We start from the raw sequence: 12,942 nt of genomic DNA, 5'->3' as shown, positions 1-12,942 counted from the left end.
ATTGCGATTAAACCCAGAACTTTACTTGCCTTGGAACTATAAATCACAACGCATAGACTAAATTCTGGACTCAAGCATATTTTTGATGGTGAGTTACGCTAACTTGCCGTAAGCTCACGAAATGGTTTGATGAACCATGTGCAATATTCTGTGATTATCGTTACTATTAAATTCAGGCCAATCAAAGAAGGGTAGCTGTGTCACTTTACTTAGTTTATTTGCTCGTTATTTTTGCTCTGTTCGGCACGTCAGCCAGCTACTTTTTGCGCTTTTTATACTTTTATTGGGTTAAACGACGTATTGAAATTAAGTTCATATGGTATGCAGGAGGATGCGCCCTATTGGTGGTCGTTATTTCTGTTATAGGACGCTGGTTTTTTATTGGGTAGTCTAAGGTCTGTAGGTTTGGCACTGTTGCCTTATGCACAATGGCGTTATCGGCAGCACCGGTTTGCATGTTTCCTGCAGTGACGTTTTATCGTCATTGGATCTTTCTTGTTCAGTTATTTTGTTTGCAATTTCGTTGAGTTTGCGGTCATTAACTTGTTTTGTCGAGTAAATGAGATATTGGCTTGGACCCTCACATGAAGGGCGTTTCCCAACAGCAAGTACCTTACACTGGTAGCTAGCATCACATGTTTTATCAGCGATTAGGTCATCAAGAATCTCATAGTTGGATTTTGTGACCGTACTGGGTGTGGTTGTCCAAGTGATATGACAACCACTAAGTAGTGATCCAAATAGAACGATTAAAATGAAAGACAATTGCTGTTTCATAATTGCTCTTTAGAAGGTTTCTTGAGACGTATTGGTTAGTTTAACACATTTATTTTCAACACATTGTGTACTTGGTTTGGTGAGGTGCTGACAAATACTCATCATCTGATTTTTAGCATTATAAGTACTTTCGTAATGCGTAATTTTGCTGGCCAACTGTTTGATTGTATCTGGGTTAGCTGATTTACTTGAGTACACTAAATAGCTACTAGGTCCACCACAGGCTCGACTACCAACGGCCTCAACTTGGCATTGCATTGTGCTGTCGCAACTCAGATCTTGGGTGAGTGTTTTTAGTTGGCTGTGCAATTGCTCTATATCCTGTAGTGAAACATCGCTCAGTATAGGTTGTGATGGCTTTGCAGGTGAAATATCCGCTTTATGTTGTTCTTTTTGTACTGGCGCTGCCGCAACTGGTTGGGCTTTGCTGCTGATATTATTTGGCTCAGCCAGCTCTTTGCTTTGCGAATTAACTTGGTTGCAACTTGCTAAGCACAGAGTCAGCATTAGTGCCTGAGATAATTTGAACATGGCTACTCCTTTCTTTTTAATTAGTTTGCCCTTTAAGTCACAATGTTACAAGTGTTAACCCTTTGAGTATTAAAATCTCTACCAAGGTAGTCTATGATAAGCCACCTTGAGTAAGCTTTTGTGGATTTAATAGCTCACACAACTCGTCTTCGCTTAGTGTTGTATGTTCTTTTGCCACGTCAATAATCGGTCTATTTTGTTGGTAAGCGAGTTTGGCAATTTTTGCGGCAGCTTCATAGCCAATGATTGGGTTGAGTGCGGTAACAAGAATAGGATTTTTAGATAATGCAGCCTGTAAATTTGGTTCATTCACTTTAAACGTTGAAATAGCTTTATCGGCGAGTAGATTGCTAATATTTGAGAGTAGCTTGATGCTTTCTAAAATATTATATGCAATAACAGGCAGCATTACATTCAGTTCAAAGTTTCCTGACTGGCCTGCCACAGTAATGGTTGCATCATTTCCTATCACTTGGGCACATGCCATGGCGGCGGCTTCTGGAATAACGGGGTTTACTTTACCTGGCATAATTGAAGAACCAGGTTGCAGTGCTTCAAGTTCTATCTCAGATAGCCCCGCTAAAGGGCCAGAGTTCATCCAGCGCAAATCATTCGATATCTTCATAATTGCCACTGCAAGGGTCTTTAAAGAGCCTGATAAGCTAACAACGCTATCTTGGCTGCCAATACTGAAAAAGAAATTGTCTGACGGTGTAAATGAGATCCCGACATTTTTGCTCAAATTCTCATTAAATAACTTTGCAAATGCTGAGTCTGCATTTATCCCTGTACCGACTGCTGTTCCCCCTTGCGCCAATGCGCTTAGGCTCTGTAGTTGAGCTTTAATATGTGCATAGGCATGGTCTATCTGAGCTTGCCAGCCACTCAACGTTTGCGAAAAACTCACCGGCATGGCATCCATTAAATGTGTTCGGCCAGTTTTTACAAACTTGCCCACTGAATCATTTTTTTTCCTAATTGCTTGGGATAAATGCTGCAAAGCCGGTAATAACTGATTATTTACCTCAATGACGCAACTAACATGAATCGCTGTCGGTATAACATCATTGGAACTTTGTCCCATATTCACATCATCATTTGGATGAATTGATAGTCCACTTTTGTTGCTAGCTAAAGTGGCGATAACTTCATTGGCATTCATATTGGTGCTGGTACCAGAACCTGTTTGAAATACGTCTACTGGGAACTGCTCGATGAACTCTCCATCGATAATATGCTGGGACGCATCAATTATCGCCTTTGCTTTATCAGTTGGCAGGTGTTTAAGGTGCACATTGGTTTGTGCTGCAGCTTGTTTAATATAACCAAGCGCGCGTATGAATGGCGCAGGTAATGTTAATCCACTGATGGGAAAGTTATTGATGGCACGCTGAGTTTGCGCTTTGTATAAGGCGTTTACTGGGACTTCAAGTGTCCCCATACTGTCTTTTTCTATACGTGTTGTCGACATGAATTGCTCCTTAGCTAAATAGCCTTTTGTGCGTTCAAAGATAACACGTGGCGCTATATTGTTTATGATCTGTATAGCTAAACTTTATGAATTCTTCTAATGGCGGAGCAGCTTTGTTAATTTAGAAGTGTTTAAAGAGAATCAAGGAGGTTGTGCTAACTATGCAAATAACAAAATTACATAGTTAGCCACTAAGTGGGATAAGACTTAGTGAAAATCACTCGCGCCATTAGTTATATCCAAGTATGAATATTTGAGCTGTTTTTGGCACATCTTCTTGTTCACTGGGAGTTAAAATATCTTGTACTTCTTTTCGATAATCATCACTTTGCACAAATAAGTTATCATCATGCTCTTCAATCAGACCGGTTTCACAAATTGGCATGTGGGTGATTGTAGAAATAAACATTGTTAGGTCCTCGTGTGGTTGTATGTCATGATAAATATAGCAGAAGTTGTGCCATCATGAAGAAATCTAATAAATACAAGGCGCTAATTATTTTTAATTAATATTTTGTGCTATTCATCTTTGAGAATGCTTCAACATCGAGCAGAAATGATCAAAATAAGTGCAAGGAGTAAAAGTGAACAAGCCTTTCTCGCAAGCATGTGAAAATAACAAAATGCCTATCTTGTCTGTAATCAAACCTTACCTGACTCAATATCAACGAGTGCTCGAAATTGGTTCGGGTACGGGGCAGCATGCGGGGTATTTCGCTGAACAATTGCCTCATTTAATTTGGCAAACGAGTGATCGCGAACAAAACCATGCTGGGATTAAAAGTTGGATTGCAGATAGCAAGGCAGACAATGTACTAGAGCCTGTGATCTTAGATTTAAACAACCCATGGCCTGTGGCACAAGTGCCAGTAATCTACACCGCCAATACTCTACATATTGTGAGTAAGGAGTTGGTGAAAAAGTTTTTTCAAGGGGTTCAAGCGCACTTGGAAAAAGAGGGATTATTGTGCGTTTATGGCCCATTTAATTATCGTGGTCAATTCACAAGTGATAGTAATGCGCAATTTGATGCGTTTTTAAAAACCAATGATCCGCTCAGTGGTATACGCGACTTTGAATGGATTGACTCGCTAGCACAACAAGCGGGGCTAAGTTTATTAGCAGATAAAGCCATGCCAGCCAACAATCGTCTATTGCTGTTTAAACGGTAATACCAAGGCGCATTGTTCTTTATATTGCGCTATATGTCTGCGTTCCCGTTGAATGAAATCGCTGATTGCTTCGCTAAACATCGGATTGGCAATATGATGCAACGAATAAGTTGTGACGGGCTCAAAGCCTCGAGTTAACTTATGTTCACCCTGTGCCCCTGCATCGAATTTGTATAGCTGATGTTTGATTGCATACTCAATGCCTTGGTAATAACAAAGCTCAAAATGCAGCGCTTGATAGTCTTCAAGTGCTCCCCAATATCGGCCATATAAGGTGTGCTTGTCACTCAGGTATAAACTGGCGGCAACAAGTTGACGTTCATCAAATGCTACACACAATCGCACCGACTGCGGTAGTGTGCGAAGTACTAGCTGGAAAAACGTAAAGTTTAGATAGCCTTGATGACCTGAGCGTTTAATGTAGGTGTTTTGATAGCATTGGTAGAATTGCGCTAACACTGTGTCATCAATTTCATCAGCGCTTAGCCAACGAATACTGAGCCCATACTTAAGAGCCTGTTGGCGTTCTTTTTTAATCATTTTTCGTCGCCGTGAGGTCAGTGCACTTAAAAAATCAACAAAATCTTTATAGTGATTGTTGTGCCAATGAAATTGCACGCCATCGCGCCGTACAAAGTCATTGCTGGGCGAGAGCTGCTCGGTGAGAAAATTAATATGTGCCCCTGACCAACATGCTTGCGCGCAGCAACGTTTTAAAGTTTTAAAAATATAGTCGCAAAGTGATGGGGTTGGTTTTTTACACAAGATACGTTGGCCCGTCACGGGAGTGAAAGGCACACCGCATAGCCATTTGGGGTAATACTCGAGCCCATGGCGTTGATATGCTTCTGCCCAAGTCCAGTCAAATACATATTCGCCATATGAGTGGCTTTTTAGATACCCGGGTAAAATAGCGACCAAAAGGGTATCTTGATATATCAGTAAATGGTGTGGTTGCCAGCCTGTTTTGCTGCTAACACAACCACTTTGCTCAAGTGCGCTCAGCCACGGGTAGCTACAAAACAGGTTATTTGTGCAAAGTGATTGCCAGTCGAGTGGGGATACTTCATCAATCGAGGTTACAAACTTATGGTTGTACATGGGGCGGCATTGCATCGTTTAAAAAGTTACTTAGGCGATATGTAAAATCATCGTAGGCAGGGTTAAATGTTAAGCGTTGCAAGGGGACTGCATGACTCATATTGCTCTTTGTGCGCTCACCAAGTAGTGGTGCCGAATGTTGTTTACACTCTAAATATTTAGTTAAGTCGCTTAGGTAACCGCCACAACTACGATATATCCCTTTATAACCATAGTATGGATGCGATGGTGGTTGCAAAATACCAACATGTGACATATCTATCACTTTATCACAGACAGCATGCGTGCAAGCAGGTTGTAGTATTTTATAGCCATCAGGCAGCTGAACGATTGCTGTTTGAGGGTTGCCAAAGTAGTAGAGGATATGGTTATCAAGCTGGTGGGTATCCTTAGCAAATCTGTTTAGCATTGCCAAGTTCGCGGTGCTATCAATGGTACTATCAACCTCACTGAAAGCGCTAAATAGGGGCAGTTCCTTAGGTAGATAAACATGCTCAAGCAAGTTCATTGCTTCATCGGCTAAAGCTGCAGCCCGCCAAGAAAAGGATTCATACTTAGCAAAGTCAAAGTCAGCATCTTCATCAATCCACTCGACAAAGGGAACTCGTGCAATCCATTTTGCTAACCAGCCGTGTTTATTATGTGGTTCGCTCGCTGGCGATATTAACGCCATGGCGCTCAGGTTTTCAGGAGGAGACTTGGCAACACGAGCAATCGCTAAGGCGGCGCCTGTTGAGTAACCCATAATGGCAAATTGCTCAAAGTCTTTGGCGGTGCGTGTTATGGCATAGTCGATGGTATTTTGCCAATGGTTTAAGTCAACCAAGTTTAAATCGCTAGGGGCAGTAGCATGACCGGGCAGCAGCATAGCGCGAACATTGTAGCCTTGTTGATGAAATACTGCACCGAGGTAGTGAAATGTAAACGGTGAGTCAGTAAGACCATGGATAAGCAAGATAGCTCGTTCATGGTTAGGTTGTCTTAGCTCAAAAGGCGCAATGAGATCCGATACAGTGAGTTGCTCTGTGGTGTAACCCTGTGCCTTTGCGACGGGCGTTAAAATTGGGCAGGGCTGCTGAGCGCGAATGTTGCGGCTGTTGATAATTGCTTTAGTCTTTGCAATATACACGCTAAATAGTTCATTTTGCTCAATGGGATAAGTGAGCGGCCCTTGTTCGTTGGCGAAGCGGTAAGCTCCTTGTGTTTGAGCTTGAGCTTGAGCTAGGTTTTGCCAATCTTGTGCGATGTCTAAACAGTTTGTTTCATGCGCGTCTTGGTGTACCAATGCCTGATTGGCTAACACCTTGATACTGGCACATAAGAGCAATAAAGGAAAAAATAATTTCATTGTATTAACAGTAGTTTGCCAAACATATAGCTAGCTTATCTCGCTCTAAAGGTTTTGCAAGATGTCTATTAAACCCGATAGCAATAGCGTGCGCTTTGTCTTGCGGCATCACATCAGCCGTTAATGCTATGATTGGCAACTCATCTGCATCTTTAAATTGACGGATCGCAGCCGTAGCCTGATAACCGTCCATAATTGGCATTTGGCAATCCATAAGCACGATATCAAATTGCTCATTTTTTACAGCTTCAACGGCTTCTTGGCCATTAGAGACAACCGTATGTTGGATATCAAAGGAACTTAACATAGCTTTGATCACTACTTGATTAACGGGGTTATCTTCTGCCACAAGTACACGTAAACAATGGATTTGCGATATATCTACATGCTCCAACTGCTTGCTTTGAGCGCTTGAGTTCTGCAGTTTAATCGCTAGTGTGAATGTACTTCCCTGACCGACTTCACTTTTGAGGCTGAGTTGTCCGCCCATCAGCTCTGCAAGTTCTTTGGCAATAGCCAAACCAAGGCCTGTACCGCCATACTTTCTTGAGGTTGAATTGTCTGCCTGACTAAAAGCGTTGAAAATCGTAAGTTGTTTATCAGCTTCGATGCCAATACCCGTATCGATAACATTGAACGTCAAGTTCACCTGTTTTGTGCCGTACTCGGCCTCGATATCTAACACAACACTACCTCGCTGTGTGAATTTGACGGCATTGCTACATAGGTTAATCAGCACTTGTTCAATACGCATTTCATCGCCGAGCACCCAAGTCGGCCCTGGCAAGTTATGAACAACTTGCCAAGCAATGCCTTTTTGTTGGGCACTGGATGAAAACATGGCATCTATGCGGGTAAATAACTCTTGTAAGTCAAAAGGGTGATTGTCTATTTGCAGGCGGTTCGACTCAATTTTCGCGATATCAAGGATGTCGTTAATGAGGTTTAGCAAGGTCTTAGATGCAGAGCCGATTTTTTTTATGTAGTCTCTAAGCTCTACGTGATTGTGTGTAGCACTGGCAAGCGAAGCAAATCCAATTACCGCATTGAGTGGGGTACGAATTTCGTGACTCATATTGGCCAAAAACCTACTTTTAGCTTGATTGGCGCGATCAGATTGGGCTTTAGCTTTGGCTAAAGAGCGAGTACGTTGTTCGACTAGTACGTTTAATGCATGGTGCTGGTAATTGAACAGTAATAGTATGTATATGATTAAGCCGGTGATACTGAGCTGCAAGATCAACAACATCAGAGTGAGCTTTTGATTAAGCCGTGACGCATATTCATCTTTAACGGACAATTCCATACGCCACTTTTGTCCTGCTACAAATAACGTAATTATTTTTTTGCTTTGCTCATTGATGAGCTGATCTGGGCCAAAATTCTTGTAAAAAACATCATTGTTACTGGTATCGTAAAAGGCGATGTTAAACAGTTGGGCTTGCGCTTGTTTCAACGCTTCTGCAAGTAGTGTTTCGACTTGTACAACTGCCGTTGCATATCCTCTTATAGTGTATTGTGAGGTGGAAGAATTAGCTTTGAAAACGGGTGAAAATAACAAATAAGCAGGAGAGGGGCGGCTATCTTGAACCAGATAAATAATATCACTTGCTTGAGGCTCTGTGGCGTTACTTGCTTTAACTATAGCCTGCTTGCGACTCTCTTTAGAATAGACATTGAAACCAAGCGCACCGGTATTGCCATTGAGGGGAGTGATATATTTAACAACGACAAGTGGATCTGTTGTTAGTATCGGCTCTCCTTGGATTTTGACGTTGTCACCGTAAAGTTCAGCTAATTGGGTGTTGAGTTGTGTACGCTGTGTTGCATCAATACGTTCATTCCAAGATAAAGCACGCAAAAAAGTGTATTGATTCCTAAGGCTGTTGGCCATTTGTTCGAATTCTTGTTGCGAAAAATGCTCACGAGCTTGCAACTGATTTGCCAATGCTAAAATAGCCAGCATGCTCTGATTTACGTAGCGATAAACAATATTTTCGATAATTTGCACTTCGCGTTGTGCATTCATATTGGCGCTTTTCATGTTGCTTTGATTGTACAAAAATGTGGTTAGTGCAACGGACATACACAATACGATACATGCTGCGAATGTGCTTGCTACGTTATTAAGAGGTCGAGGGTTTGCCAGCCAAGGCTGAAGAGCGATAAGTAATGCGGGCGTTGCAATTAAAACACCTAAGGAGTCTCCAAGCCACCAAGCAAGCATATTATTCCAATGGTTAGCGAAACTGTACTCTGGATGATAAAAACTCAGAGCAAATACTCCAATGTTGGCAGATACCAAGTTAACAACGACCCCAACGAGGCCAATAAAGTAGGCAATATGTAAGCGGCTTTGTAAGTGCAGTGGATGGCCAAGCCAGGCTCTGAGTAAGTAACCTCCAAGTAAGGCCTGCAGTATCGCACCGCTTGCTATCATGCCAACTTCAATTACATTTGGAACAGATAACGCACTTAGGCTCCAGCCATGTGCTGTTGTCCAGTTAAACATTGCAGAAGCTGCAGCTAATCCTGGAACAAATCGCCAACCCCATATAAACACACCGACTAAGCCAACGCCTGCAGGTAGCCAGATAGGTAATACTTGATCTTGAAAAGCAAATACAGTTAGCAGTTTTCCTAAGACAAAATAGCTCAGGGAAAATATTAGATAACCGAGTTGTGAATGCCATTTTTGCTTAAAGTTCATAAATAATAGTTATGTTGATTTGGAGATGCAGTTGCTAAGTATAGTTGGTGAAGAATGAATAATAGTAATCAACCTCGTCCATCATCCACAGCTTTATCAATAAACTGCGCATCAATAGTGTAACTTTATGAGCTAATGTGGATTATTTATTAAAAGAAGTAAAGCGACGTATGTCAGCAAAGATAAAAGATATTGAGATGTAAAGTATTGGGCATAAAAAAACCGCTTTAAAAGCGGTTTTTCAAAAGCAATGGCGGAGAAGGAGGGATTCGAACCCTCGATAGGGCTACAAACCCTATACTCCCTTAGCAGGGGAGCGCCTTCAGCCACTCGGCCACCTCTCCGACGCAAAACTATAAAATATGGCGGAGAGATAGGGATTTGAACCCTAGATACGCTATTAACGTATGCCGGTTTTCAAGACCGGTGCTTTCAACCACTCAGCCATCTCTCCATGGGCAAAGATAATACTTAGTGAATTTGCTGCTGTAAACCGTTTTTAAACCGTTTGCCTAAAATTTAAACTAAAATTGTGGAATTAATTAATCATTGATTAAAAATGAAGTAAATTGAGGTATTTGTACTGCGTGCGAGAAAAAAATTAAAGTGCTGCGGTTGGGAGGTACAGCACTTTAAATATAAGTTTTTACTTATAAAGCGTTACATGGCTTAACGCTAGCAATTTACCGAATCGGTTTAGGAATGACATCCAGTCAAAAGTTGCCTTTGCTGGTTCGATAGTTACGGTGTTGGCTTGCGTGTTGCTGCACGCAGCAGCTGAATTAAGCATGTTGACTCCTGCTTTAAGTAAGTTGATTTGAAAACAAGGCTATTTTGCGCTCATATTGAATAAAAATAAAACGATAAAAATTACCTTTTTCGGATAGAAAAAACTAATGTTTATTTATTAAAATCATGTTTCTTGTTTCTTTGTTTTTGTAAGTTTATGCAGGTGTGATAGCGAGTCGCTTTGTTTTATTTTTTTATTAATTAGTGCTTTATTGTTCTTGTGTTTGCCTTGCAGGATGCTTTTTTGAATACTTATTCGGGTAAGTTAATTTTATTTTTATTGGGGTTTTATGCTGGTGGTCGTTAAACCTAGTTGTGCAAAGTGTAAACAAGCGCATATCCTATGGTTGAATAAGCAAATCGAAGATAAAAAACTTGCGTGCCGTTGGTTTTATACAAGTGGTAACTATCATGAAGATCTCAACAAATTGCACACACTCGTGGCGACGCATCACTTACTTGTCGTCATCGGTGGTGATGGCACTGTTAATTTGGCGGTCAATGCGTTGATAGGGTCCAATTGTGAGCTGGCAATATTGCCCTCAGGAACGGGTAATGATTTTGCGCGCCAATTTAAGCGAACGACTCAGCAGTGGCGAGACAGTGTTTTTTCACCAAATAAGTGCTTGATTGACGCTGGGTGCGTTAATCAACGTTACTTTATCAATGTGATGGGGTTAGGTTACAGTGCGCATGTTGTACAGTCGGTTAATCGTGCAACAAAGAGACATAAACTGAGTTATCTGTGGGCCGCATTAAGAGCGCTGTTTTCTTATCCTGGCATACGGTTGCAGGCAACAGACTCAACGATTGAGCAAAAAGTGATGATGCTGTTGTTTGCCAACGGACCATATTTTGCTGCAGGAATAAAGTGTGCACCGAATGCCGATCCAACGGATGGCTACCTTAGTTGTATTAAAATATCACCTTCATCTTATGGTGATCGAATAAAAATTTTTTTAGCCATGCTATTTGCTCAGCACCAAAAAGTGGCCCATGTGTCTGTGAGTTGCGCCAACACGTTTGAAATAGCGACACCTCATTTAGATATTGAAGCTGACGGAGAATTAGTTGGGCAAACCCCAGCAACAATAAGTGTGTCTCCAAAAGCAATTATATTGAAAGTATAGGCGTTCGCTGGAACAGAAAAATAGCCGAGATAACTCGGCTATTAGGGAGATAGAATAATTGTTTTACTGCTTTAAGTTAAATAGCTGGTAACCTGAAAAAGCTGGGATCTGCTGTTGTAGTTCGGATTCTGTTCTTGCAATTACAGAGAATTGTCCACATAGCGCATTAGCCTGCTGCTCAATGTTTTGGGCTTGTATTTGCACTTTCTCTTCAATTTGCTGGCCCATGTTCTTCATGCGTTGCTCGAATGCGGCCATATCACCACCTGAGCTGGCCATTTGAGAGCCGATTGCCATCAGAATACTGCCGATAGATTCCATCATGGCGCCTTCAACGGCTTTCTCTATCCGTTCTTCAAACTGTTGCTCAAAATTGTTACCAAACTCATTGAACGTTTTTTCGCCCATTACAAAAGCGCCTTGCTGATAAAAGGTCTCGCTGACTTCGCTTTCGATATCGGTGAGTAATGTGCTCAAAGAACCAAACTCTTTCATTTCAAATGCATTTGCGACTTCTTCCAAAGCAACTCCAGCTATTTTAATACCATTAAGCGCGATATTCGCAACTTGTGGAAGTTTGGCTCTAAGCTCATCAGCGTAATTAGCAACGGCTTGCTGTTGCTCAGCGTTTAAAGCAATGGAGGTGCCATCGATGAATACCAGACCTGTGTCAGTGATACGCAGCTTACTATTATTGTCGCTGTTCGTTATCAACAACTCGTCGGGCGTGATGCGTACATCATTTTGAAAGTCTACCTCACATTTATCAGAACTAAATTGTAAGTGTGAGCCATCAACTTGTGTATGTGCAAAAGATGCAGAACTCAATGTTATTGCCGCTAGCAATGCTATTTTTTTCATGAGATAAACCCTTACTGATGATTAATATACCAATCACTATTCAAATCTAATGCCAAAAATAAATATGTTAAATATCAAGGGTTTGTTGTTTTTGCTTCGTTTCATTTTAATCGTGATATTTAGTTTTTTGACCACAATTTAGCTAGTTTGACTAAAACTAAATCAGTGATAAGTATTTTTTATTAAAACGATAAAAAACTCTCACTTTCCAGATTTGTTTTTTCCAGCTAAATACTCACTTAGGTGAGCAGAGCACACTAAAGTGCAGTTGGTATCACCTAGTAACTATTATTAACACTTATTTGGAGTGGGTTGTGGGTAAGACATTTTCTTATGATGCGCTTGACGATGATTTTGTAGATGACGAGTACGAGAACCTCGGTCGTAATCAGCATGATAAGCAAAAGCGAAAGGTAAAGAAAAAGCTCGATGACTATCTTGAACAAAAGCGCTTGCGCAAAAATTTAGGTGAAGATGATTTAGATTATCTTGATTAGTTAAAAAGGAGGCTTAGGCCTCCTTTTTAATGCGCTATTGTTGGTAATCATTTAGCGCCTGCTCAATGAACTTAGTGAGCTTGTGTGGTCGAGTGGTTGGAGAAAAACGCTTAAGAGGCACACCATTACGGCCAATGAGAAATTTGGTAAAATTCCATTTAATACGCTGACCAAAAATACCCGGCAAGGTTCTTTTAAGGAAGCTGTAGACCGCGTGGGCATGCTTGCCGTTGACATCCACCTTTTCCATCATCAGAAAATCTACCCCGTAATTGATAAGGCATCCTTGCTGGATCTGTTTAGCATCACCGGGTTCTTGCCCTCCGAATTGATTGCATGGAAAGCCAACTATAACAAGCCCTTGACTGTGATACTTTTCATGTAGTGCCTGAAGCCCTTCATATTGTGGTGTGAACCCGCACTCGCTAGCCGTGTTAACAATAAGTACGGCTTTATCTTTTAACTTCTCAAATTCAAATGGTTGCCCTTGAAGCGTGTTTGCGGTGAACTGGTAAAACTCTGACATAAATCGTCTCCTTTGGAGTTATTCTGTGT

General features: G+C 41.3%; 13 protein-coding genes and 2 tRNA genes. 3 read left to right on the top strand and 12 right to left on the bottom strand.

Annotation, left to right across the window (positions count from 1 at the left end):
• Positions 1-390: 390 nt before the first annotated feature.
• From HC733_RS10615 to HC733_RS10600, 4 genes are all read right to left on the bottom strand, one after another.
• Positions 391-777 (bottom strand): hypothetical protein, encoded by a 387-nt coding sequence (locus tag HC733_RS10615; protein ID WP_190365017.1) that lies wholly within the window; start codon positions 775-777, stop codon positions 391-393.
• Positions 778-786: 9 nt separating this feature from the next.
• Positions 787-1,308 (bottom strand): hypothetical protein, encoded by a 522-nt coding sequence (locus tag HC733_RS10610; RefSeq protein ID WP_190365016.1) that lies wholly within the window; start codon positions 1,306-1,308, stop codon positions 787-789.
• 91 nt (positions 1,309-1,399) lie between these two features.
• Complete coding sequence (locus tag HC733_RS10605) at positions 1,400-2,779, bottom strand: class II fumarate hydratase (protein ID WP_190365015.1); 1,380 nt, start codon at positions 2,777-2,779, stop codon at positions 1,400-1,402.
• 229 nt (positions 2,780-3,008) lie between these two features.
• Positions 3,009-3,188: a hypothetical protein gene (locus tag HC733_RS10600; protein ID WP_190365014.1), complete on the bottom strand. Its 180-nt coding sequence runs from the start codon at positions 3,186-3,188 to the stop codon at positions 3,009-3,011.
• A 175-nt stretch (positions 3,189-3,363) separates the two neighbouring features.
• Here HC733_RS10600 and HC733_RS10595 point away from each other — a divergent pair, with 175 nt between their 5' ends.
• A complete protein-coding gene (locus HC733_RS10595; protein WP_190365013.1) occupies positions 3,364-3,951 on the top strand; it encodes a DUF938 domain-containing protein in 588 nt (195 codons plus the stop codon).
• Here the strand turns inward: HC733_RS10595 and HC733_RS10590 are convergent.
• The 6 genes from HC733_RS10590 to HC733_RS10565 form a co-directional block, all read right to left on the bottom strand.
• Positions 3,931-5,052: a GNAT family N-acetyltransferase gene (locus HC733_RS10590; protein ID WP_190365012.1), complete on the bottom strand. Its 1,122-nt coding sequence runs from the start codon at positions 5,050-5,052 to the stop codon at positions 3,931-3,933. The genes HC733_RS10595 and HC733_RS10590 overlap by 21 nt on opposite strands.
• Entirely contained in the window at positions 5,039-6,400 is a 1,362-nt protein-coding gene (locus HC733_RS10585) for an alpha/beta hydrolase (RefSeq protein ID WP_190365011.1), read from the bottom strand. The genes HC733_RS10590 and HC733_RS10585 overlap by 14 nt, the downstream gene beginning before the upstream one ends.
• Positions 6,401-6,404: 4 nt before the next feature.
• Entirely contained in the window at positions 6,405-9,110 is a 2,706-nt protein-coding gene (locus HC733_RS10580) for a CHASE domain-containing protein (RefSeq protein WP_190365010.1), read from the bottom strand.
• Positions 9,111-9,361: 251 nt separating this feature from the next.
• Positions 9,362-9,454: transfer RNA gene (locus HC733_RS10575), tRNA-Ser, on the bottom strand.
• Between the two features lie 19 nt (positions 9,455-9,473).
• Positions 9,474-9,564, bottom strand: a tRNA-Ser gene (locus HC733_RS10570).
• Between the two features lie 192 nt (positions 9,565-9,756).
• The gene (locus HC733_RS10565) at positions 9,757-9,900 is read right to left on the bottom strand and encodes a hypothetical protein (protein ID WP_171628053.1); all 144 of its coding nucleotides are present in this window, start codon (positions 9,898-9,900) and stop codon (positions 9,757-9,759) included.
• 289 nt (positions 9,901-10,189) lie between these two features.
• Here HC733_RS10565 and HC733_RS10560 point away from each other — a divergent pair, with 289 nt between their 5' ends.
• Positions 10,190-11,029, top strand: a complete 840-nt coding sequence (locus HC733_RS10560; RefSeq protein WP_190365009.1) for a diacylglycerol/lipid kinase family protein — start codon at positions 10,190-10,192, stop codon at positions 11,027-11,029.
• Positions 11,030-11,092: 63 nt separating this feature from the next.
• Here HC733_RS10560 and HC733_RS10555 read toward each other — a convergent pair whose 3' ends face one another.
• The gene (locus HC733_RS10555) at positions 11,093-11,890 is read right to left on the bottom strand and encodes a YggN family protein (protein ID WP_190365008.1); all 798 of its coding nucleotides are present in this window, start codon (positions 11,888-11,890) and stop codon (positions 11,093-11,095) included.
• A 314-nt stretch (positions 11,891-12,204) separates the two neighbouring features.
• Between HC733_RS10555 and HC733_RS10550 the strand changes: the two genes are divergently transcribed.
• Complete coding sequence (locus HC733_RS10550; RefSeq protein ID WP_070989517.1) at positions 12,205-12,387, top strand: PA3496 family putative envelope integrity protein; 183 nt, start codon at positions 12,205-12,207, stop codon at positions 12,385-12,387.
• A 34-nt stretch (positions 12,388-12,421) separates the two neighbouring features.
• Here HC733_RS10550 and HC733_RS10545 read toward each other — a convergent pair whose 3' ends face one another.
• Positions 12,422-12,913 carry a glutathione peroxidase gene (locus tag HC733_RS10545; RefSeq protein ID WP_190365007.1) on the bottom strand — a complete coding sequence of 164 codons (492 nt, stop codon included), beginning with the start codon at positions 12,911-12,913 and terminating at the stop codon, positions 12,422-12,424.
• Between the last annotated feature and the right edge of the window lie 29 nt (positions 12,914-12,942).

It is taken from the genome of Pseudoalteromonas sp. S16_S37, from assembly GCF_014694405.1.
GTDB lineage: Bacteria > Pseudomonadota > Gammaproteobacteria > Enterobacterales > Alteromonadaceae > Pseudoalteromonas.
This window is presented reverse-complemented; position numbering and strand designations above follow the sequence as displayed.

Excerpts from the sequence above, each read along its gene's own strand:
- HC733_RS10615 (WP_190365017.1), bottom strand. The coding sequence starts at position 777 with ATGAAACAGCAATTGTCTTTCATTTTAATCGTTCTATTTGGATCACTA.
- HC733_RS10610 (WP_190365016.1), bottom strand. The coding sequence starts at position 1,308 with ATGTTCAAATTATCTCAGGCACTAATGCTGACTCTGTGCTTAGCAAGT.
- HC733_RS10605 (WP_190365015.1), bottom strand. The coding sequence starts at position 2,779 with ATGTCGACAACACGTATAGAAAAAGACAGTATGGGGACACTTGAAGTC.
- HC733_RS10600 (WP_190365014.1), bottom strand. The coding sequence starts at position 3,188 with ATGTTTATTTCTACAATCACCCACATGCCAATTTGTGAAACCGGTCTG.
- HC733_RS10590 (WP_190365012.1), bottom strand. The coding sequence starts at position 5,052 with ATGTACAACCATAAGTTTGTAACCTCGATTGATGAAGTATCCCCACTC.
- HC733_RS10585 (WP_190365011.1), bottom strand. The coding sequence starts at position 6,400 with ATGAAATTATTTTTTCCTTTATTGCTCTTATGTGCCAGTATCAAGGTG.
- HC733_RS10580 (WP_190365010.1), bottom strand. The coding sequence starts at position 9,110 with ATGAACTTTAAGCAAAAATGGCATTCACAACTCGGTTATCTAATATTT.
- HC733_RS10565 (WP_171628053.1), bottom strand. The coding sequence starts at position 9,900 with ATGCTTAATTCAGCTGCTGCGTGCAGCAACACGCAAGCCAACACCGTA.
- HC733_RS10560 (WP_190365009.1), top strand. The coding sequence starts at position 10,190 with ATGCTGGTGGTCGTTAAACCTAGTTGTGCAAAGTGTAAACAAGCGCAT.
- HC733_RS10555 (WP_190365008.1), bottom strand. The coding sequence starts at position 11,890 with ATGAAAAAAATAGCATTGCTAGCGGCAATAACATTGAGTTCTGCATCT.
- HC733_RS10545 (WP_190365007.1), bottom strand. The coding sequence starts at position 12,913 with ATGTCAGAGTTTTACCAGTTCACCGCAAACACGCTTCAAGGGCAACCA.